This is a genomic window from Ruegeria sp. B11, assembly GCF_056539785.1.
Genome location: NZ_JBQFVO010000004.1, coordinates 149,196 through 168,603, shown reverse-complemented (window position 1 = coordinate 168,603; position 19,408 = coordinate 149,196). Strand labels below are relative to the sequence as shown.

Genomic DNA, 19,408 nt, shown 5'->3' with positions numbered 1-19,408 from the left:
TAAAAAAACTATTATCAGGCCAGCCTTGAAGGCCAGGAGGCAGAATGCGTTTAACGTGTCCGAATTGCAGCGCCCAGTACGAAGTCCCGGACGAAGTGATCCCCGAGGACGGGCGCGAAGTTCAATGCTCGGCTTGCGAAGAGACCTGGTTTCAGGAAAAGTATCCAGTCGCCAGCAAAGCAGAGCCGGAAGCGAAATCTGCGACTGCAATCCAGGCAGCCTTTGCCGAACCGGAAGATGTTAAGTCAGAGGATGCGCCAGAACCCGATACGGCCAAGGCCGAGCCAGAAAAGGTTAAGGCAGAAGACACACCAGAACCCGATGCGCCCGAGGAATTGAGTGTTGGAAACGTAGACCCGGCGGTATCCAGCATCCTCAAGGAAGAGGCTGCACGCGAGGCAGAGCTGCGCGAGCGTGAAGGCAGCAATCTGGAAAGCCAACCTGATCTGGCATTGGATCCGCCTGAAGAGCCCAAGGTCAAACCGAAACGGCCCTCGGCCACTGAAACCGCCGCTGACGCAGGTCAGAAAGATGAGCTGCCGGATGTTGAGGCGATCAACTCGGGTCTGCGCAGCGACTTGACATCGGACGAAGCTGAAGCCGTTGCTCCGGCCCGCAAATCCGGTGGGTTTCTGCGTGGCTTTGCCTTGATCATTATCATCGGCGTCATTCTGTTTCTGATATATGGCAATGCCAATCAGATCAGCGAGGCGGTTCCTCAGGCTGATCCGATGCTGAAATCATATGTCTCACTGGTCGATCAAGCGCGCCTTTGGCTTGAGACACAGACCGGGGGCGCAGGGCAGAACTAGAACCTTTCGAGCAATCGCTTGAGGTATTCCAACTCGATCTGAGGCCGATCCTGTTCACCGGTCCTACGGCGGATTTCATCCAGCAACTCGCGCGCACGACGATATACATCTTCGCCTTGCAGCAAGTTGTCGTCGGTCGAGATTGATCCCGCGGAACCTGGCGTACGACCCAATGGATCGCGGTTATTGGCCTGCATGTCGCCGGCCTCGGTCCCTTGACCCGGCTGGTTCTGCTGGTTCTGCGCCAGGGCTTCGCCCAGTGAACGCATGCCTTCGCGCAAGGCTTCCATCGCCTCGGATTGACGGTCAATCGCCTCGGCCAGATCATCGCTGCGCAAGGCGTCTTCGGCGTCGTCCATGGCCCGGCCCGCACGGCCCAATGCTTCGCGCGCAGCGTCGCCTTCAGGTGTACCACCGCCGGGCAGACCTTGTTGTTGCCGTCTCAACTCATCCCTCAGCGCCTGCTGCCGATCCGCCAGTGACCCCTGACCTTGCTGGCCTTCACCAGCCTCATCCTGACCCTGGCCCTGGCCGCCCTGGCCTTCATGGCTCTGGCCGCGTCCCAGACCACCGTTGCGACCCTCATTGCCCTGACTTTCGCCCGCTTGCGCACCGGGGTTGAACTGTTCCTGCAGGTCGCGGAATGCCTGATCGCTGAGGCCCTGTTGTTCGCGCAGGGTTTCTGCCAGCCCTTCCATGGCCTGCTGTCCTTCGGACTGGCCACCTTGGCCCTGCCCTTGTGTGACGCGCATGTTTTCCATCATTTGCTGGAACTCTTCTAATGCCTGCTGCGCCTCGGCCATGCGGCCTTGTTCCATGAGCTCCTGAATGCGGTCCATCATTCGCTGCAGGTCATCCTGCGTCATCTGCAGGGTTTCGCCGTTCTGGCCCTGCTGTCCTTGCTGCGTCTCACCGTTTTCCTGCGCCAGACGCTGGAGTTGCCGCATGTAATCCTGTGTCGCTTCGCGCAGCTCCTGCATCAGTTCGGCAATCTCTTCGTCGCTGGCACCGTTCTGCATCGCTTCGGTCAGACGCTCCTGCGCACGGCGCATCCGTTCCAGTGCGTCGGCCAGCGTGCCATCCTCGATCAGAACCGCCAGATCCCACAGCGCTTGCGCAATTTCTTCCTGCTGTTTGACGTTCAGTGCGCCGTATTTGTCGAAGGTCTCCAGCCGCCGCAGGATCACACGCAGACGCAGATACGCTGTATCTGAGCGGAACAGGTCCTCGGGTAGGTGCGAAACCGCGCGCAGCAATTGCGATACACGCAGCGCATTTTCGCGCGACCAGAGCAGATCGCGCCGCTGTTCGATCACCGCAGCAGCCAATGGGTCAAAGAACCTACGGGCCGGCAGTTCTGTCAGATAAGGTTCTGCCACCGTCTCTTGATCCGCCGCATCGATGGCCATGAGGGTTATTTTCACCGGCAAATGTGCCCAAGGGTGCTGCGAGAAATCCTCGATCAAGTCTTCGGTGAAATCGGTCCGATCGCCTGTAATCGGCATTGGCAACTCGACCGTAATGATCTCGCGCGGTTCTGGCTCGGTCGCAAGACCGAATTGACGGTTGACCGCTAGCAGGTCCAATTCGATCCGGGCTGTGCCGGAGACGATTCCATAGTCATCCGCAGCAGCGAAGGGCAGCTTCATCTGTCCGCCAGCCTCTGATTGCGCCACTCCTGCCGTCGCGATCCTGGGCGCAGTGTCCGGAAGGATCTCAAGCGCCCAATCGCGCCCTGCCGGGCCATCAATCCGCATTTGGCCCGAGCGTTCCGCAACAAATTCCTGTTCCGGGTCCGTCGCGGCTTCGGTGCCCAGAGGTGTCGAAGATTCTGTCAGGCTGTGCGCGCCGATCTCGCCGTAGAACCGAAGTGTGATGCGGCTGCCTTTAGGCACCGTCAACGTCGGATCGGTCTGATCGGCAAGGTAGAGCGTTGGCAGCCCGGTGTAGCGCGGCGGTTCAATCCAACCCTCCCAAGTCGGGCCCTGCCCCGCCTGAGCGGTCCCCGGCGTCATGTCAGCGACCGAGCCTATCCGCCAGAACGAGCCGAACAGAGCCGCAACGACGAGTGCCAATAAGGCAGCATAGCGAAGCGCATAGGGATCGCGAGACGCCAGCCGCAAGTCGGGTTTCACCGGATCGGCCTTTGATGCACGATCTGCCATGCGCGTCTGGTGCGCATGCCACAGTGCCACCGAATCCGCATCCATCGCACCGATTGCCTGATCGTCCATCAGTGCTTGTATCGGGCGTCCGGGCAGGGTTTCATCCAGCCGAACCAGCGCCTCGGCCCGGGTTGGCAGGTGGAACCGTCTGATTCCCAAAACCGCTGTCGCAATTAAAGCAATCAATCCGATCGCTGCAGAAATCCAAACGGCTTCAATGCGCACAAGATCGTGCAGACCCAGCATCAGGGCGGCCAGCAGCGCCATAAGAATAGAAAAGAACGGCCAGAAGGCGCGCATCACCTGCTCAGCCAGCATACCCCCGTGCGTCAGCCACAGGGACAGTCTTGGAATTGGCAAGGTCTGGTTGTCGCGCAAGGCGGGCCTCCTGATCGGCCCGACGCGCCTATCGCGTCAAAGCCACTCAGGTATGGTATCGCGGTTTATGATTTCGTCAAAGCTTGGGCGTTCACGAATTACGGCAAATTGATCCCCGTTCACCAGAACCTCAGGGATCAGGGGCCGCGTATTGTATTCGCTAGACATGACTGCACCGTAGGCACCTGCACTGCGGAATGCGATAAGATCGCCCGATTTCAAAGCCGGCATGTTGCGTTGTTTTGCAAAGGTATCCCCGGATTCACAGACCGGACCAACGATATCATACGGGCGCTGTTCGACCCCTGCGGCAGGTTCTTCGACCGCCACTATATCATGATACGCCTCATACATCGCGGGGCGGATCAGGTCGTTCATTGCGCCATCGAGGATCAGGAAATCGCGGTCTTCGCCGGATTTAACATAGATGACCTTGGACACCATCAGACCCGCATTGCCAGCGATCAGTCGACCGGGCTCAATCTCGATCTCGCAGCCCAGATGGCCCAGTGTTTTCTTGACCATCGCACCATATTCAACCGGCAGCGGAGGCGCGTCGTTGGAACGGGCATAAGGAATACCCAAACCACCGCCCAGATCGAGGCGGCGGATGTTATGCCCCTCTGCGCGTAGGCGCTCTGTCAGTTCCGCAACCTTCATATAAGCCAGTTCAAACGGCTCAAGCTCGGTTAGTTGCGATCCGATATGGACATCGATCCCAATCACCTCCAGTCCCGGAAGGCTTGCGGCCAGTGCATAAACCTCGGTCGCACGCGAGATTGGGATACCGAACTTGTTCTCGGACTTGCCGGTGGCGATCTTGGCGTGGGTTTTTGCATCCACGTCCGGATTCACCCGAACAGTGATCGGCGCAACCTTGCCCAATTCCAGTGCAACCGCATTGATCACCTGCATTTCGGGCTCGGATTCGACGTTGAACTGACGAATGCCACCGGTCAGAGCGGTACGAATCTCATCCGCTGTCTTGCCGACGCCCGAAAAGACAATCTTGTCTCCGGGCACGCCCGCGGCTTTGGCGCGCAGATATTCCCCGCCCGAAACCACATCCATTCCCGCACCTGCCTGCGCCAGCGTCTTCAGGATGGCCTGATTGCTGGCCGCTTTCATCGCATAGCAGACTAGGTGATCAGTGCCCTCAAGCGCGTCATCGAACAGCTTGAAATGCCGCTGCAGCGTCGCCGTCGAATAGACATAGAACGGGGTTCCGACCGCGGCAGCGATTTCGGAGATTGGCACATCCTCGGCGAAAAGCGCGCCGTCGCGGTAGAGAAAATGATCCATACCGCGCGCTTAGACCAAAAGAGGTATGTGGATCAAATGATTCCGGTAGGGTTGTGGTCACCGTCGCGGTTCAGAATGTCTTTGACGCGCCAACCCTCGCATATCCTGAAACCGAGACCCCGGACCCGCTAGGTGCGGCGGTTGGTTCCGTTCGGGGTGCGCCTGACGGGTCGCAAGCTGCAAGTACGGCGAGGCAGAGGATCAGGCCGGCAGGTCTCATGCATTTTCTCTTTGTCATTCAGGATGTGTCAGATGCAGATGGGTGTGCGATCAGCAAATTGCAATTTTGGAGTTCAGAGCCCCAGATAAACGCCCAGCCCACCGCGTCTGAGACCAACGCCAACACCACCATAGGTGCCGCTGCTGCCTACGCCGACGCTTGCGCTCATGGTGGGCTGTATGGGTTCGCCATCGGCACCACACCCGGCCAAGGCCGCTGCGACCGCAATCAATAGCACCACCCGTCGTATCTGCATTACACCAGCGCCTTCCATCGCTTGATCTGGGCCCGCACCTGATCCGGTGCGGTGCCGCCATAGGATTGGCGAGAGTTTACCGAATTTTCGACGGTAAGAACAGAATAGACGTCGTCGGTGATGTCCGCGTGGACCGATTGCATGTCCTCCAGCGTCAGATCCGGTAGGTCGCAGCCCTTGCTTTCAGCCATGGCCACCAGCGATCCAGTGACATGGTGCGCGTCGCGGAAGGGCAGGCCCAGCACGCGGACCAACCAGTCGGCCAGGTCGGTCGCAGTTGAAAAGCCAGACCCGGCAGCGGCAGCCAGGCTTTCGCGATTGGCGGTCATGTCCTTGACCATGCCTTCCATCGCGGCAAGTGCCAGCATCCAGTTATCTGCCGCATCAAATACCTGTTCTTTGTCTTCCTGCATGTCCTTGGAATAGGTCAGCGGCAGCCCCTTCATCACCATCATCAGGCCAGTATTCGCACCAAATATGCGGCCAACCTTGGCACGGATGAGCTCAGCTGCATCGGGGTTCTTCTTTTGCGGCATGATTGATGAACCAGTCGAGAAGCGATCAGACAGTGATACAAACCGGAATTGGGCCGAGGACCAGATTACCAATTCCTCGGCAAAGCGCGACAAGTGCATGGCGCAAATCGAGGCGGTCGACAGGAACTCCAATGCGAAGTCGCGGTCGCTGACAGCGTCCAGTGAATTGGCTGCGGGGCGGTCGAAGCCCAGCGCCTCAGCTGTCATCTGGCGGTCGATTGGGAAAGAGGTCCCGGCCAACGCGGCTGCGCCCAAGGGGGATTCGTTCATCCGGGCACGGGCGTCGCGCACGCGGGACAGATCGCGGCCAAACATCTCGACATAGGCCATCATGTGGTGACCCCAGGTTACCGGCTGCGCGGTTTGCAGGTGGGTGAAACCGGGCATGACCCAGTCTGCCCCGGCCTCGGCCTGCGCCAAAAGCGCGCGGATCAGGGCCAGAAGACCGGATTCTGCGGCATCTAGCTGGTCGCGAACCCAGAGTTTGAAATCGGTCGCCACCTGGTCGTTTCGCGACCGGCCCGTGTGCAGTCGGCCTGCGGGTTCTCCGATCACCTCTTTCAGTCGCGCCTCGACATTCATGTGAATGTCTTCCAGCGCAGTCGAGAACTGAAATTCTCCGTTCTGAATTTCTGACAAAACGGTGAGCAGGCCTTCCCGAATGGCGTGCGCATCACTATCAGTAATAACGCCTGTGGCAGCCAACATGGCGGCATGGGCGCGCGAGCCTGCGATGTCCTGGGCTGCCATCCGCTGATCGAACCCGATCGAGGCATTTATCGCCTCCATGATCGCGTCTGGACCAGCGGCAAAGCGGCCGCCCCACATCTGGTTCGAAGATTGATCGGTCATGAAAGAAAACCCGGAGTTGATATGCGCCTGTTACGTCTGATCCCCCTTTATATGGCCCTAGCGCTGGGTGCAAACGCCGCTTTGGCAACAGATGCGGCAACGCTTGGCCCATTGCGTGAGGGCAGCCTGAAGCGGCTGATCCTGCATAGTGAGCCCAAGCCGGTCAAAGTGGTCGATTTTGAACTAGAAGATGATGGTGGCACCGGATCGCTGGCCGACTACAAAGGCAAGTATGTGCTGCTGAACTTCTGGGCCACATGGTGTGCGCCGTGCCGCAAAGAAATGCCTCAGATCGCTGAACTGCAACAGGAGTTTGGCGGTGACAAATTCGAGGTTCTGACCCTGGCGACCGGTCGCAACACACCTGCCGGGATCAAGAAGTTCTTTGACGAAAACGGCATCGACAACTTGCCGCGTCATCAGGATCCGAAACAGGCGGTTGCACGCGAAATGGGAGTGATTGGCCTGCCGATCACTGTGATCATCGACCCCGATGGCAATGAGATCGCACGCCTGATCGGTGATGCAGAATGGAACTCGGACAGTGCCAAGGCGATAATTTCAGCGCTTGTCGAAGGCAATAGCTGAGGTCCCGCGCGCTCTTGCAGAAAATCTGTGTTAGAATGAGACCGGCCCCGACGGGCCGGTTTTCGTTTGCGACCGGAAGAAAGGGAGACTCCGATGAAACCGGTAGTTCTGTTGATTGGGCGGTTGCCGAATGTAATCGGCAACGTGGCACAACAACTGGATCACCTGCCGATTCAGTGGCTGGGCGCGCATGATCAGGATGAGGTGCGGCGGCAGCTGGACGCGGAACCGCGCATCGCCTGTGCGATCATGGGCGCGGGCCTTGATGACAAGATACGCGGAGAAATGGTTGGCATCATCGCCGCGCGAAGGCCCGATATCTGCATCCATCTCAAAGATCGGGCCTCTGGCCCTGACGGGTTAATGCCGTTTGTCGCGCGCATCGTCCAGCATGAGATTCTGGAAAGCCTGGAAAGCGGCTGACGCCACGCCACCTTTGACAGACAAATCGCCCGCTTGCAGGTTATCTGCAGGAGGATGGAATGCCGCTGGAAATACTATTGATCCTCGTCGTCGGCGGCATTGCCGGGGTCGCATTGCTGCTGCATCTGACGGGCAAGTCACGCTTGCAAGCGCTGACGCCCGAGACAGCGCACGAACAGTGGCTGCGTCACTTTCCAGATGATTCCATCATTGACGTAACCGTTGCCCATGATGGTCACGCCGCCCTTATCCGAACCGAAACCGGAGCCGGTCTGCTGTGGTCCTTTGGTGCCGATACCGTGGCCCGCCATTTACGGGATTTCGATTGGCTGGATCATCCCGAAGGCTTTGAAGTCCTGTTCCACGATTTCAGCACTCCTCGGGTCATCGTCCACCTTGATGAGACCGAACGCCAGCACTGGCAAAATCTGATGGATCCCGCATGACCGATCACGTGAGCTTTCCCGACGCGGTGCAATGGGCCGTGCCCTTCTTCATCGCGGCCATTCTGGCCGAATTCCTTTGGATCGCGATCAAAGGCCGGGGCGGTAGGTACGAAACCCGCGATGCCTTGACCTCGCTGATCATGGGGGCAGGCAATATCGCCTCGGGCTTTTTGCTGGGCTTCATCGCATATGCGTTTTTCATGTGGCTGTGGCAGATCACACCGCTCAACCTAGGGACCTCGATCCCGGTCATCATCTTGTGCTTTGTACTGGACGATCTGCGGTACTACTGGGTGCACCGCTTTGGGCACCGCATTCGCTGGGTCTGGGCCAGTCATGTGAACCACCACAGCTCACAGCATTACAACCTGACAACGGCGCTACGGCAGACCTGGACCTATACATTCACCTTCATGATGGTGGTACGTGCGCCGCTTATCCTGCTGGGCTTTCACCCGGCGATGGTGCTGTTCGTCGGAGGTCTGAACCTGATCTACCAATTCTGGATCCATACCGAAGCGATCGGCAAAATGCCGCGCTGGTTCGAAGCCGTCATGAATACGCCCAGTCACCACCGCGCCCATCATGGGCGAAATGCGCGATATCTTGATTGCAACTATGCGGGTGTCTTTATCATCTGGGACAAGATGTTCGGCACATTTGTCCCCGAGCAAGAAGATGACAAGGTCGACTATGGGCTTGTCCACAATATCGGCACGTTCAATCCGCTGCGCGTGGCGTTTCATGAATGGGTTGGAATCTGGCGGGACGCCACCCAACCGGGCCTGTCCTTGCGCCAACGTCTGGCTTATTGTTTTGCCCCTCCGGGCTATAGCCACGATGGAAGCCGCGACAATTCCCAACAGATCAAGGCCAAGCACCTTGTCCGCCATCCGCAAGATCATGGCACACCGGGATTCGAGCAGTTCGGCACCAAATCACCTGCTTCCACAGCCAAGCGGGCCTAGATCTCAAAAAGACCTTTTCTTTGCTTGAAATTTGGCACAAGCGCTCCATATCCCCTGAGATGTTTTAAGAGTGCATTTCCGGAGGCCCGCATGTCAAAGCTGATGAGAATTTCTACGATCACAGGTTTGCTGGGCCTCGTCATCACAATGACAGCCGCACTCAACGGAGCAATGCCCGCGCTATTGGGGCTGGGATTTGTCATGGCCGCGCTGGGACTTTTAGGAGCGCTTATCGGTGCAGCTGCTTCGCTGCGTCATGCATGGCAATCAACACACTGATCTTCCGCCCCACCACCTGCGATAAAATTTTGAGCGTTAACCCCGGTTTTACCTGTCTTCCCTGAAACTGGCCCCGGCCAAAATCATCGGGATCAGGGGAACGGTACGTCATGGGAAACAGGAAACGCGCAGACCTGCCCGAGGGATCGGACGACCCTTTGAGCGCCGCCGTCACTTCACGGGATCGATCGGTGGTACAGATGGCGACCGAAGCCGTAAAGCATAGACAATGCAGGCTGGCGTTCCAGCCTGTCGTTCAAGCACATCCTCCTCAGGGAATCGCGTTCTACGAAGGGTTCATCCGTGTATTGGATGAAACCGGCCGCGTCATCCCCGCGCGCGAGTTCATGCCACAGGTTGAGAACACGCCAATTGGCCGGGACCTTGATTGCGTCGCGCTTGAAATGGGGCTGCGCACTCTGATCCGCAACCCCGGCATCCGCCTGTCGATCAACATGTCCGCGCGGTCCATCGGTTATTCCAACTGGTCGCGTGTGCTGGATAGGTTTCTGAAAAAAGACGCAAGCTTGGGCGAAAGGTTGATTCTGGAAATCTCAGAATCTTCGGCGATGCAGGTGCCCGAACTGGTGGTAGATTTCATGGATCGCCAACAAGCCCGCGGTATCGCCTTTGCGCTGGATGATTTTGGGGCCAGTAACTTTGGCTTTCGCCACTTTCGTGAATTTCTGTTCGATGCCGCCAAGATCGATGGGCAGTTCATCAGGGGCATCAGCAGCAATCCCGACAATCAATCGCTGGCGCGCGCACTGATTGCAGTTGCGCGGGAATTCGAAATTCTTGTCACCGCCGAATCGGTCGAAAGTGACGAAGATGCTCATTTCCTGATCGCAAACGGTGTCGATTGTCTGCAGGGCTTTCTGTATGGAGCGCCTTCAGTCACTCCGCCCTGGAGCTCGGAAAAAGCTGCAAAAACGGGCAGTTGATAGCAGCTGGTCGCGCGGAACACCGCCAAGGCTCACTCTGAGACAAGCTGTCCGTTGCTGCAGATGCAGCATTGCGCTATTGCAGAAGATGCTTGAGCGGGGGATCACGAGGCGCTCTTGCACCCGGAGAAGACTTCTCCTCAAACCGCGCCGTCAGATTTCCCACAGGACCATGACGGTAAAGGATTGACTTTATGACCAACGTAGTAATCGCATCCGCCGCACGTACGGGCGTCGGTAGCTTTAGCGGTTCGTTTGCGAACACCCCCGCACATGATCTGGGCGCTGCCGTCCTTGAAGCAGTTGTCGAACGTGCCGGGATCGACAAGGGCGAAGTAAGCGAAACCATCATGGGCCAGGTCCTGACTGCCGCCCAAGGTCAGAACCCAGCGCGCCAGGCGCATATAAATGCGGGCCTGCCGCAGGAAAGCGCGGCTTGGGGCATCAACCAGGTCTGCGGTTCGGGTCTGCGTGCTGTTGCTCTGGGTGCACAGCATATCCAATTGGGCGATGCCGACATCGTTGCGGCTGGTGGACAAGAAAACATGACCCTGTCGCCCCATGCCGCCGCCCTGCGCGCCGGTCATAAAATGGGTGACATGAAATACATCGACACGATGATCCGCGATGGTCTGTGGGATGCCTTCAACGGCTATCACATGGGTCAAACGGCTGAGAACGTCGCCGAGAAATGGCAGATCAGCCGCGATATGCAGGATGAATTTGCGGTCGCCTCGCAAAACAAAGCCGAAGCGGCCCAGAACGCTGGCAAGTTCGCCGATGAAATCGTGCCCTTCACCATCAAGACCCGCAAGGGCGACATCGTGATGGACAAGGACGAATACATCCGCCACGGCGCGACAATCGAAGCCATGGGCAAACTGCGCCCCGCCTTCGCCAAGGACGGTTCTGTCACGGCCGCAAACGCTTCGGGCCTGAATGACGGTGCCGCAGCCACCCTGCTGATGTCGGCTGAGAATGCCGAAAAGCGTGGGATTGAGCCCTTGGCCCGAATTGCATCCTACGCGACCGCCGGACTTGACCCGTCGATCATGGGCGTTGGCCCGATCTACGCTTCGCGCAAGGCTCTGGAGAAAGCTGGATGGTCGGTCGATGATCTGGATCTGGTCGAAGCCAACGAAGCCTTCGCAGCGCAAGCCTGCGCTGTAAACAAAGACATGGGTTGGGATCCGTCGATCGTAAACGTCAACGGTGGTGCAATTGCCATCGGACACCCAATCGGCGCGTCCGGTTGCCGGGTTCTGAACACCCTGCTGTTCGAAATGAAGCGCCGGGATGCCAAGAAAGGTCTCGCGACCCTCTGCATCGGCGGCGGCATGGGTGTCGCCCTGTGTGTGGAGCGTGACTAAGTGCGCTGAAAACTAATTACAAAAGGGCGTCTACTGGGCGCCCTTTTTTGTTACAATCGGATCATACCCCTTAGATGCGACAATATCGCCGGACAGAAAGACAAGATCGATCACGAAACGATATTGCGCATCCTTAACTCTCAGAGTAACAGAATTACCAAGACGACTAAATTTGGAGGAGTCCTAAATGGCACGTACAGCACTCGTAACCGGCGGTTCCCGCGGCATCGGCGCAGCAATTTCCAAGGCGCTGAAGGCCGAAGGATACAATGTTGCCGCCACTTATGCAGGCAATGACGAAGCCGCCGCAAAGTTCACCGACGAAACCGGTATCAAAACTTATAAATGGAATGTTGCGGATTACGACGAATCCAAAGCGGGCATCGAAAAAGTCGAGGCCGAGGTTGGCCCGATCGACATCGTGGTCGCCAACGCCGGTATCACCCGCGACGCACCGTTCCACAAGATGACACCTGAACAGTGGCATCAGGTCATCGACACCAATCTGACTGGTGTTTTCAACACCGTGCACCCGGTATGGCCGGGTATGCGCGAGCGTAAATTTGGTCGTATCATCGTGATCAGCTCGATCAACGGTCAGAAAGGCCAGTTTGCGCAGGTCAACTATGCCGCAACCAAAGCGGGCGATCTGGGCATCGTGAAATCTCTGGCGCAGGAAGGTGCGCGGGCCGGTATCACGGCCAACGCGATCTGCCCCGGTTATATCGCGACCGAAATGGTCATGGCGGTGCCGGAAAAAGTGCGCGAATCGATCATCGGTCAAATCCCGGCTGGTCGTCTGGGTGAACCGGAAGAAATCGCGCGTTGCGTGGCCTTCCTGGCGTCAGACGATTCGCAGTTCATCAACGGCTCGACCATTTCCGCAAACGGTGCACAGTTCTTCGTCTAAACCGACGATCTGAGAATGAAAACGGGCCGGTCCATCAAGGACCGGCCCTTCTTTTATCCCGTAAGATCACGCGCGCTGCGATCAGCGGGAACCGAATAGCCAGGACCAGAATCCTACAACCGCCTTGCCGCGCTCTTCATGCGCGCGGTGAATGGCGTTCTGAATGGCTGGGTTTGTTGTCATCTCGATCATGCTGAACCCTTCTCAATCAAGTTGGTTTTGACTTGCCATCAACATGGCCTTTGATTTTAAATTGCACAAACGAGAGTTTTCGATCCTTCAGTTCAGAAAAACTTAACCGACATGACCGACCGCCTGCCTCCGCTGACTGCTTTGCGCGCCTTCGATGCCGCCGCACGACATATGTCGTTTGCCAAGGCGGCGGAGGAACTGAATGTGACACCTGCGGCTCTGTCCTTTCAAATCAAGTCGTTAGAAGAGCATCTGGGCCACCCCGTGTTTCGCCGGCTCAATCGCGCTGTCGAACTGACCGAAGCCGGGCGCACATTGGCACCCGGAACCGCAGATGGCTTTGCCGCCCTGCAAGCCGCGTGGCAGGCGACGCGGAGGCTGCAGGATGAAACCAGCCTCACGGTTACAGCAGGCCCTGCCCTGACGGCGAAATGGCTGGCACCGCGCCTTTATGAGTTTGCCCGTGCAAATCCGGGGATTGACCTGAAATTCTCGGCCACTCTGCGCAACATGGACCTTGAACGGGATGACGTGGACGTGGCGATCCGCTTTGGCTACGGGCCGGATGAGGGGCTCTATTCGGTTCCCGTCCGCAAGGAGTGGCTGACACCGGTTATGACCCCGGAGCTGGCCGAACAATTCCCCACGCCAGCGTCGTTGCGCGACGCCCCCCTGATCCATGACGATTCGATCAGTTTTCTCAAGCCGCGTTGCGACTGGCCCGCGTGGTTCCGTGCGGTTGGATTGGATTTCACTCCGACCCATGGGGCGCATTTTTCGAACGCCGATCACGCCATCGACGCTGCCGTGGCCGGGGTGGGCGTGGTTCTGGGGCGGCGCGCCATGATCCTGAAAGACCTGACCGAAGGGCGACTGGTCGCGCCGTTCAAAGTGGCACTGGAGACCGCCGGGCGATTTCGTTTCCTCTGCCTGCAAGGGGCAGAGAAGCGACCGCAGATCGCAGCGTTCCGCGACTGGTTCATTTCCGAGATTGAAAAGACCGCGCATATATCGGATGAGTTTGAAATCATCCCTGTTGAGAAGGTAGCTGGTGAATGAGCAGAATGGGCGCGACCGCGATTGGTTTTGTCGCCGTTTTGCTATGGTCTCTGCTGGCGCTGTTCACTGTGGGTTCGGCCCCGACGCCGCCTTTGTTGTTGAACGCGATCTGTTTTACCATCGGCGGTACGCTGGGTCTGATTTGGACATTCGCCAGCGGCGGGCTGGGTCAACTGCGCCGGGTCGCGTGGACGACATACCTGCTTGGATCAATTGGCCTTTTTGGCTACCACGCGCTGTACTTTTCAGCCCTTCGCATGGCCCCTGCAGCCGAGGCTGGGCTTATCGCTTATCTCTGGCCTTTGCTGATCGTTCTTCTGTCAGGCCTGCTGCCCGGAGAGCATCTGAAACCGGGCCACCTTATCGGAGCCTGCCTTGGCTTTGCTGGAGCCGCCGTCATCATCACCGGTGGAGGCAGCGCTGGCTTCCAGATTCAACACTTGCCCGGTTACGGGCTGGCTTTGCTCTGCGCGCTGACATGGTCCAGCTATTCAGTACTGTCGCGTCGGCTGGGCGATGTGCCCACAAGCTCGGTCGCGGTGTTCTGCGTCCTGACGGCCATCGCCTCATGGGGCCTGCATTTCGCGGTGGAAGAAACGATCTGGCCGCAAGGCGCATTCGGCTGGGCCTCGACCCTTGCGCTCGGCCTCGGGCCTGTGGGGCTGGCATTCTATGTCTGGGATATCGGGGTCAAGCGCGGAGACATTCAAATCCTGGGCACCGCCTCATACGCGGCACCTTTGTTATCGACACTTGTACTGGTTCTGGCCGGGATCGCCGCCCCGTCCTGGGGCTTGGCGATCGCGGCCTTGTTTGTCACCGGTGGCGCTGCCATCGCGGCCCGCGCCAGCCTGAAGGCCTAGAACCTTAGGTCGACAGGCGCTCGATCTCTTCTTTTAGCTTCAGCTTCTGTTTTTTAAGCTGTGCGATATGGAGATCGTCAATACCAGGTGAGCGTTGCGCTTCTTCCACTTCAAGACCGAGAATTTCGTGTTTTTTCTTCAACTCCGTCAGATGTGCGCTCACGCTCATGGCGGTCCTCCTTCTCTGGTTTGTAAGTGTCACGTAGGAAGTTGATCACATCATTTCCAGCCTGTCACGCTGCAGACGCACGAAATCTATAATAAATCCGACAAATTCGGCTGGTCATTGCCGATCAGGCAAAGTGCCCGGTCAAATCCGCCCCATCGCGCAACACCGCCGAGACCTTGGGGGTATAGCTTTCACCGTCTTCTAAGTGCCGGTCACCGAGGTGCAGAATCAGCGGTGCATGTAGCCGAAAAGCGGCGCGCCCGCCCTTTCTGGCGCGCAATATCACCAGCTCAGCCGCGCGATCCGCACGGGGAGCCAGAGGCAGCACCTGAACCGAGCCCAAGCGGCCCGCGCACCCCGCAAGCATATCGGGCAGCCGGTCTGCCCTCTGGATCATGTGAAGATAACCGCGCGGCGCCAGACGTCGGGCGGCGACATTGATCCAGTCCTCAAGCGGCGTGTCTTCACCCAGTGCGATCTGCCGTCCCGCATCGGTGGCAGGGCTGTGCGCGCCTGCCCGGTAGTAGGGCGGATTGGCGATCACATGATCGAACTGTTCTTGTCGCAGATCATTCGGTAGTGCGTTCAAATCCGCCTCAACCACGGTGATCGCTGCGTTTTGTTCCGAATTGCGGCGGGCCAGATCTGCATAGCCAGCCTGCAGTTCAACCCCAGTTGCCTTCAGGTGGGGCACTCGTGCCATTAGGCACTGAATAGCAGCCCCTGCCCCGCAGCCCAATTCCAGCACCGACTGGCCAGCTTGTGCCGGGACCGATGCCGCCAGTAAGACCGGATCGACCCCTGCACGATATCCTGAGCGCGGCTGCCACAGACGCACACGCCCGCCCAGAAAATCATTGCAGGTCAGATCACTGTCGGAAAAGCTGCTCATCGCCCCAGCGGGATCTCGTTATCGCGCATGACCCGTTCGGCGCGGGTCAGATCATCTGCCCGCACCATTAGGCGACGGGGAAAGATTCCGATGCCGCCTTCTAGGATGCTCATATTTACGTCCATCTGAAAGCAGTCTATATCCTCGCCCTCAAGGAGAGCCGTTGCAAAGGCTAGGATTGTCGGATCGGTGCTGCGCAATAGTTCTTTCATGGGGATGGATGTAAGGGCAAGGTGACAGGGATGTCGAGCCTTGTATCAGGAGAGTGATGAACGTCAGCACGATCTCGAAACCGCATGAGCGTCTGGCAGAGATGCTTGCGGGCGAAATGGCCGCAGTAAATACGCTGATTCGGACGCGTATGGCGTCGGAACATGCCCCGCGCATTCCCGAAGTGACCGCACACCTGGTCGAGGCGGGCGGTAAGCGTCTGCGCCCGATGCTGACCCTGGCGGCGGCGCAGCTGTTCGGCTATTCAGGCGACCATCACGTCAAGCTGGCTGCAACGGTCGAGTTCATTCATACCGCAACCCTGCTGCATGACGATGTCGTCGATGAAAGCGGGCAGCGGCGCGGGCGACCCACGGCAAACCTGCTATGGGACAATAAATCCAGTGTTCTGGTTGGAGATTACCTGTTTTCCCGCAGCTTTCAGTTGATGGTCGAAACCGGTTCGTTGCGGGTTCTGGATATCCTTGCAAATGCGTCGGCCACAATTGCCGAAGGCGAGGTGCTGCAGATGACAGCGGCCACCGATCTGGGCACGGATGAAAGTGTCTACCTGCAGGTTGTGCGCGGCAAGACAGCGGCGCTGTTTTCTGCCGCAACCGAAGTGGGTGGTGTGATCGCAGGCGCGACCGAGGCGCAGGTCAAGGCGCTGTATCACTATGGCGATGCGCTCGGAATCGCGTTCCAGATCGCTGATGATCTTCTGGATTATCAAGGCGATAGTGCGGCCACAGGCAAAAACGTCGGCGACGACTTCCGTGAACGAAAATTGACCCTGCCAGTGATCAAAGCCGTGGCTCAGGCAACTGCCGAGGAACACGCGTTTTGGGAACGGACGATCGGTCGCGGACGGCAGGAAGAGGGCGATCTGGATCACGCTTTGTCGCTGATGGCCAAATACCGCACGCTGGATGCAACCCGCGCGGATGCGTTTGGTTGGGCGGCCAAGGCCAAGGCTGCGCTGGCGCCTCTTCCGGATCACGAAATCCGCACCCTGTTAGGCGATCTGGCCGATTACGTCGTATCGCGCCTTAACTGAGCGTCGTTGCGCGGTACCACCAGCCGGGTTGGGCCGCGCCGATCTCATAGGCGGCAAAATGGGCTGCTTTGAGCGTTGGATAAAGTGCGAAACAGGTTGAGCCTGAACCCGACATACGAACCATCAACGCGTCTCGGGTGCCTTCCAACGCCGCTATGACCTCCGCAATGCCCGGCGCTACAGATATTGCAGGTGCCTCTAAATCATTCCGCTGAACCTGCAACCACGTAGCGCAGTCTTCGGGTGTTTTGAATGCAGGGATCTCAGCAGGCATCGGTGCGTTGTCTCTGCTGTGCAAAGCGGAAAACACCGGGCCGGTGGAAACTTCAATACCCGGATTTACCAAAAGCGCCGGGAGGGGCGGCAACGCCATCGGCTCAATCTGTTCACCAATCCCGCGCATACGCGCTGCAGCAGCATGTATGCATACCGGGACATCCGCGCCAAGCGACAGCGGCACGCTATCAGGCCACTCTCCCCCCTTCGTCGCAGTGCGCAATACCGCCGCAGCATCCGAGGAGCCGCCCCCGACACCGCCACCGTGCGGCAGTTGTTTGTTCAGATGAATGCGACCGGTCCAGCCTGCGGCCTCGGCGGCCTGCCAGACCAGATTGCGATCATCGGTCGGTACGCCATCCGAAAACTCACCCGTGACCGACAGAGACAGCTCGGGGCCGGAACTGAGGCTCAACTGATCCCCAACATCGGCAAAGGCAACCAACGAATCAAGCAGATGATAGCCATCCGCGCGTTGGCCGGTCACATGCAGGGTCAGGTTGATCTTGGCGGGGGCAAATGCCTCAGCCTTCATTGGCGACCTTCAGGGGTTCGGCGCCTTCCTCGGCCAGAACCGCATCCAATCCGACTTCGATCTTGCGGCGGATGCGTTCAGGATCGGCTTCGCCGTCGGTATCTTCAGGATCAATGAAAGACAGTGCTCGTTTCCACTGGAACTCGGCTTCACGCCCACGACCTACGGCCCAGTAAACATCGCCCAGATGGTCATTTACCACCGGATCGACCGGCATCAGCTCAACGGCGCGCTCCATGTGGTCAACTGCTTCGTCGTACCGGCCCAGGCGGAACAACACCCAGCCCAAGCTGTCAACGATATAGCCGCTGTCAGGGCGCGCTGCGACGGCGCGTTCGATCATATTCAACGCTTCGTCCAATTTCTCGCGCCGCTCGACCAGCGAATACCCGAGATAGTTCAGCACCTGTGGTTGGTCCGGGTTCAACTCAAGCGCGCGGCGGAAATCGGCCTCGGCCTCGTCCCAGTTCTTCAGGCGTTCATGCGATATCCCGCGGGCATAGTGCAGGAACCAGTTTCCGCCTGCACCCTCTTCCGTCAGGCCAATCGCCTTGTCGTAAGAGGTGACCGCTGCCGCGTAGTCCTCTTGCTGGCGCCGCAGGTCGGCCAAAGCTACATGCACACCGGGCAAATCGGGGCTTTGAGCGGCAAGGTTTTGCAGGACCTCGGCGGCAGCTTCTTTTCTGTCAGAGCGACTTAGGACCTCGGCGCGCCCCAGCTCGGCGGCGTGATAATCGCTGCTGTCCGGAGGCACCTGCCGATAGACATCAACCGCCAGATCATATTGTTCCAGCCCATCCAACAACTCAGCGCTTAGCAAAAGCGCATCAATATGGTCAGGCCGCAGAAAGGCCGCGACCCGGGCATATAGCAGAACATAATCCTGCGCGGCCTCCGCACTCAGCGCAGCGCCAACGGTAAAGAAAACCTCGGCCATGCCATCCTGTGCAGAACGGACATGGGTAAAGGGCAGCGTTTCGCCATCAGACAGCCGGGTGACGTAACTTTCGATGGTCGGATCACTGCCGGCGGCAAAGACGTTATCCAGAAATTCCAGCGCATCGTCGTTGCGATCCAGCTGCGACAGCACTTCGGCACGCGCCAGCGCAGCCCGGCGTGAAAAACGGGCGACCAGGCCATCATCTGCGGCAAGGATCGCCTCGGCCCCCTCAAAGTCTCCGACTGACGCCAACGCCATGGCCTTGTGATAAAGTGCAAATTCTTTCAGACCTTCCTGCGTGGTAACAACGTCAAATTGTTCCATCGCTTTGGTCATGGCGCCTTGCCCCATATGAGCCCAAGCAATCATCAGGCCATCAACCAGCGGTCCAACCCCTTGCGTTTCAGGATCGCGGGCCAGAAATTCATCCAGCTTGCCATCTGCCACCAGATTGGCGGCGATCACCATCCGAGCGGCCTGGCTGGGCAGTTCATTTTCCTCGATAACTTCGGCGACGGTCAGGGCTCGCTCAATCTCACCCAAAGCGAGCCGGGCGACGACCACGTTTTCCAGCAGTTTCGGATTTTGGGGATCAGCGCGCAGCGCCTGCGCATAGTAACGCTCGGCAGCGGGATAATCGCTCTGATAAATCGCCTGACGTCCAGCCAGATACGACCCCGATCCGGTATCCGATACCGCAGGGAGCGCAATTGAAGAGCTGAGGATCACGGCCAGTGCCGCACGTCGAACCAGGGAAACCACTGAT

At 58.5% G+C, this 19,408-nt stretch carries 21 protein-coding genes; 12 read left to right on the top strand and 9 right to left on the bottom strand.

The window, feature by feature from the left end; all coding sequences use genetic code 11:
* Positions 1 to 44: 44 nt before the first annotated feature.
* Positions 45 to 812, top strand: a complete 768-nt coding sequence (locus tag ACR0I1_RS15275; RefSeq protein ID WP_170597269.1) for a zinc-ribbon domain-containing protein — start codon at positions 45 to 47, stop codon at positions 810 to 812.
* On the opposite strand, the gene ACR0I1_RS15270 is transcribed toward ACR0I1_RS15275, so the two are convergent.
* From ACR0I1_RS15270 to argH, 4 genes are all read right to left on the bottom strand, one after another.
* Positions 809 to 3,295, bottom strand: coding sequence for a TIGR02302 family protein (locus ACR0I1_RS15270; protein WP_480707226.1), 2,487 nt, complete (start codon positions 3,293 to 3,295; stop codon positions 809 to 811). The two genes, ACR0I1_RS15275 and ACR0I1_RS15270, sit on opposite strands and share 4 nt — an antisense overlap.
* Positions 3,296 to 3,391: 96 nt before the next feature.
* A complete protein-coding gene (gene lysA / locus ACR0I1_RS15265; RefSeq protein WP_223117535.1) occupies positions 3,392 to 4,657 on the bottom strand; it encodes a diaminopimelate decarboxylase in 1,266 nt (421 codons plus the stop codon).
* A 293-nt stretch (positions 4,658 to 4,950) separates the two neighbouring features.
* Positions 4,951 to 5,133, bottom strand: coding sequence for an argininosuccinate lyase (locus ACR0I1_RS15260; RefSeq protein ID WP_170395762.1), 183 nt, complete (start codon positions 5,131 to 5,133; stop codon positions 4,951 to 4,953).
* On the bottom strand, positions 5,133 to 6,521 hold the full coding sequence (gene argH / locus ACR0I1_RS15255; RefSeq protein WP_170408352.1) for an argininosuccinate lyase: 1,389 nt from the start codon (positions 6,519 to 6,521) through the stop codon (positions 5,133 to 5,135). The genes ACR0I1_RS15260 and argH overlap by 1 nt, the downstream gene beginning before the upstream one ends.
* Before the next feature lie 21 nt (positions 6,522 to 6,542).
* On the opposite strand from argH, the gene ACR0I1_RS15250 reads away from it, so the two are divergent.
* The 10 genes from ACR0I1_RS15250 (at position 6,543) to yddG (ending at position 14,563) form a co-directional block, all read left to right on the top strand.
* Complete coding sequence (locus ACR0I1_RS15250; RefSeq protein WP_170395758.1) at positions 6,543 to 7,109, top strand: TlpA disulfide reductase family protein; 567 nt, start codon at positions 6,543 to 6,545, stop codon at positions 7,107 to 7,109.
* Positions 7,110 to 7,202: 93 nt separating this feature from the next.
* On the top strand, positions 7,203 to 7,532 hold the full coding sequence (locus tag ACR0I1_RS15245) for a hypothetical protein (protein WP_170395756.1): 330 nt from the start codon (positions 7,203 to 7,205) through the stop codon (positions 7,530 to 7,532).
* Positions 7,533 to 7,591: 59 nt separating this feature from the next.
* The gene (locus ACR0I1_RS15240; protein ID WP_480571480.1) at positions 7,592 to 7,978 is read left to right on the top strand and encodes a hypothetical protein; all 387 of its coding nucleotides are present in this window, start codon (positions 7,592 to 7,594) and stop codon (positions 7,976 to 7,978) included.
* Complete coding sequence (locus ACR0I1_RS15235; protein ID WP_170566270.1) at positions 7,975 to 8,946, top strand: sterol desaturase family protein; 972 nt, start codon at positions 7,975 to 7,977, stop codon at positions 8,944 to 8,946. The genes ACR0I1_RS15240 and ACR0I1_RS15235 overlap by 4 nt, the downstream gene beginning before the upstream one ends.
* A 90-nt stretch (positions 8,947 to 9,036) precedes the next feature.
* The gene (locus ACR0I1_RS15230; RefSeq protein WP_170395750.1) at positions 9,037 to 9,225 is read left to right on the top strand and encodes a hypothetical protein; all 189 of its coding nucleotides are present in this window, start codon (positions 9,037 to 9,039) and stop codon (positions 9,223 to 9,225) included.
* A gap of 110 nt (positions 9,226 to 9,335) precedes the next feature.
* On the top strand, positions 9,336 to 10,169 hold the full coding sequence (locus ACR0I1_RS15225) for an EAL domain-containing protein (protein WP_170513107.1): 834 nt from the start codon (positions 9,336 to 9,338) through the stop codon (positions 10,167 to 10,169).
* Positions 10,170 to 10,363: 194 nt separating this feature from the next.
* Positions 10,364 to 11,539, top strand: coding sequence for an acetyl-CoA C-acetyltransferase (locus tag ACR0I1_RS15220; protein ID WP_170395746.1), 1,176 nt, complete (start codon positions 10,364 to 10,366; stop codon positions 11,537 to 11,539).
* 187 nt (positions 11,540 to 11,726) lie between these two features.
* Positions 11,727 to 12,449 (top strand): acetoacetyl-CoA reductase, encoded by a 723-nt coding sequence (phbB, locus tag ACR0I1_RS15215; RefSeq protein ID WP_170395744.1) that lies wholly within the window; start codon positions 11,727 to 11,729, stop codon positions 12,447 to 12,449.
* A gap of 303 nt (positions 12,450 to 12,752) precedes the next feature.
* On the top strand, positions 12,753 to 13,700 hold the full coding sequence (locus ACR0I1_RS15210; RefSeq protein WP_170513880.1) for a transcriptional regulator GcvA: 948 nt from the start codon (positions 12,753 to 12,755) through the stop codon (positions 13,698 to 13,700).
* The gene (gene yddG / locus ACR0I1_RS15205; protein ID WP_480707106.1) at positions 13,697 to 14,563 is read left to right on the top strand and encodes an aromatic amino acid exporter YddG; all 867 of its coding nucleotides are present in this window, start codon (positions 13,697 to 13,699) and stop codon (positions 14,561 to 14,563) included. Before ACR0I1_RS15210 ends, yddG begins: the two co-directional genes overlap by 4 nt.
* 4 nt (positions 14,564 to 14,567) lie before the next feature.
* Here yddG and ACR0I1_RS15200 read toward each other — a convergent pair whose 3' ends face one another.
* The 3 genes from ACR0I1_RS15200 to ACR0I1_RS15190 form a co-directional block, all read right to left on the bottom strand.
* Entirely contained in the window at positions 14,568 to 14,732 is a 165-nt protein-coding gene (locus ACR0I1_RS15200; RefSeq protein ID WP_170395738.1) for a YdcH family protein, read from the bottom strand.
* Between the two features lie 124 nt (positions 14,733 to 14,856).
* Positions 14,857 to 15,624, bottom strand: coding sequence for a tRNA1(Val) (adenine(37)-N6)-methyltransferase (locus ACR0I1_RS15195; protein ID WP_480707104.1), 768 nt, complete (start codon positions 15,622 to 15,624; stop codon positions 14,857 to 14,859).
* The gene (locus tag ACR0I1_RS15190) at positions 15,621 to 15,836 is read right to left on the bottom strand and encodes a putative signal transducing protein (RefSeq protein WP_008755664.1); all 216 of its coding nucleotides are present in this window, start codon (positions 15,834 to 15,836) and stop codon (positions 15,621 to 15,623) included. The genes ACR0I1_RS15195 and ACR0I1_RS15190 overlap by 4 nt, the downstream gene beginning before the upstream one ends.
* 56 nt (positions 15,837 to 15,892) lie before the next feature.
* Here ACR0I1_RS15190 and ACR0I1_RS15185 point away from each other — a divergent pair, with 56 nt between their 5' ends.
* Complete coding sequence (locus ACR0I1_RS15185; protein WP_480707102.1) at positions 15,893 to 16,891, top strand: polyprenyl synthetase family protein; 999 nt, start codon at positions 15,893 to 15,895, stop codon at positions 16,889 to 16,891.
* On the opposite strand, the gene ACR0I1_RS15180 is transcribed toward ACR0I1_RS15185, so the two are convergent.
* Both ACR0I1_RS15180 and ACR0I1_RS15175 read right to left on the bottom strand, forming a co-directional pair.
* The gene (locus ACR0I1_RS15180; RefSeq protein ID WP_480707100.1) at positions 16,884 to 17,702 is read right to left on the bottom strand and encodes a 4-(cytidine 5'-diphospho)-2-C-methyl-D-erythritol kinase; all 819 of its coding nucleotides are present in this window, start codon (positions 17,700 to 17,702) and stop codon (positions 16,884 to 16,886) included. The two genes, ACR0I1_RS15185 and ACR0I1_RS15180, sit on opposite strands and share 8 nt — an antisense overlap.
* Entirely contained in the window at positions 17,692 to 19,404 is a 1,713-nt protein-coding gene (locus tag ACR0I1_RS15175; protein ID WP_480707098.1) for a tetratricopeptide repeat protein, read from the bottom strand. Before ACR0I1_RS15175 ends, ACR0I1_RS15180 begins: the two co-directional genes overlap by 11 nt.
* Positions 19,405 to 19,408: the final 4 nt, after the last annotated feature.

Coding starts and splice junctions, on each gene's coding strand:
- ACR0I1_RS15245 (WP_170395756.1), top strand. CDS start 7,203: ATGAAACCGGTAGTTCTGTTGATTGGGCGGTTGCCGAATGTAATCGGC.
- ACR0I1_RS15275 (WP_170597269.1), top strand. CDS start 45: ATGCGTTTAACGTGTCCGAATTGCAGCGCCCAGTACGAAGTCCCGGAC.
- ACR0I1_RS15235 (WP_170566270.1), top strand. CDS start 7,975: ATGACCGATCACGTGAGCTTTCCCGACGCGGTGCAATGGGCCGTGCCC.
- ACR0I1_RS15220 (WP_170395746.1), top strand. CDS start 10,364: ATGACCAACGTAGTAATCGCATCCGCCGCACGTACGGGCGTCGGTAGC.
- ACR0I1_RS15210 (WP_170513880.1), top strand. CDS start 12,753: ATGACCGACCGCCTGCCTCCGCTGACTGCTTTGCGCGCCTTCGATGCC.
- ACR0I1_RS15200 (WP_170395738.1), bottom strand. CDS start 14,732: ATGAGCGTGAGCGCACATCTGACGGAGTTGAAGAAAAAACACGAAATT.
- ACR0I1_RS15185 (WP_480707102.1), top strand. CDS start 15,893: ATGAACGTCAGCACGATCTCGAAACCGCATGAGCGTCTGGCAGAGATG.
- ACR0I1_RS15240 (WP_480571480.1), top strand. CDS start 7,592: ATGCCGCTGGAAATACTATTGATCCTCGTCGTCGGCGGCATTGCCGGG.
- ACR0I1_RS15270 (WP_480707226.1), bottom strand. CDS start 3,295: ATGCTGGCTGAGCAGGTGATGCGCGCCTTCTGGCCGTTCTTTTCTATT.
- ACR0I1_RS15195 (WP_480707104.1), bottom strand. CDS start 15,624: ATGAGCAGCTTTTCCGACAGTGATCTGACCTGCAATGATTTTCTGGGC.
- phbB (WP_170395744.1), top strand. CDS start 11,727: ATGGCACGTACAGCACTCGTAACCGGCGGTTCCCGCGGCATCGGCGCA.
- ACR0I1_RS15190 (WP_008755664.1), bottom strand. CDS start 15,836: ATGAAAGAACTATTGCGCAGCACCGATCCGACAATCCTAGCCTTTGCA.
- ACR0I1_RS15230 (WP_170395750.1), top strand. CDS start 9,037: ATGTCAAAGCTGATGAGAATTTCTACGATCACAGGTTTGCTGGGCCTC.
- yddG (WP_480707106.1), top strand. CDS start 13,697: ATGAGCAGAATGGGCGCGACCGCGATTGGTTTTGTCGCCGTTTTGCTA.
- lysA (WP_223117535.1), bottom strand. CDS start 4,657: ATGGATCATTTTCTCTACCGCGACGGCGCGCTTTTCGCCGAGGATGTG.
- argH (WP_170408352.1), bottom strand. CDS start 6,521: ATGACCGATCAATCTTCGAACCAGATGTGGGGCGGCCGCTTTGCCGCT.
- ACR0I1_RS15180 (WP_480707100.1), bottom strand. CDS start 17,702: ATGAAGGCTGAGGCATTTGCCCCCGCCAAGATCAACCTGACCCTGCAT.
- ACR0I1_RS15225 (WP_170513107.1), top strand. CDS start 9,336: ATGGGAAACAGGAAACGCGCAGACCTGCCCGAGGGATCGGACGACCCT.
- ACR0I1_RS15260 (WP_170395762.1), bottom strand. CDS start 5,133: ATGCAGATACGACGGGTGGTGCTATTGATTGCGGTCGCAGCGGCCTTG.
- ACR0I1_RS15250 (WP_170395758.1), top strand. CDS start 6,543: ATGCGCCTGTTACGTCTGATCCCCCTTTATATGGCCCTAGCGCTGGGT.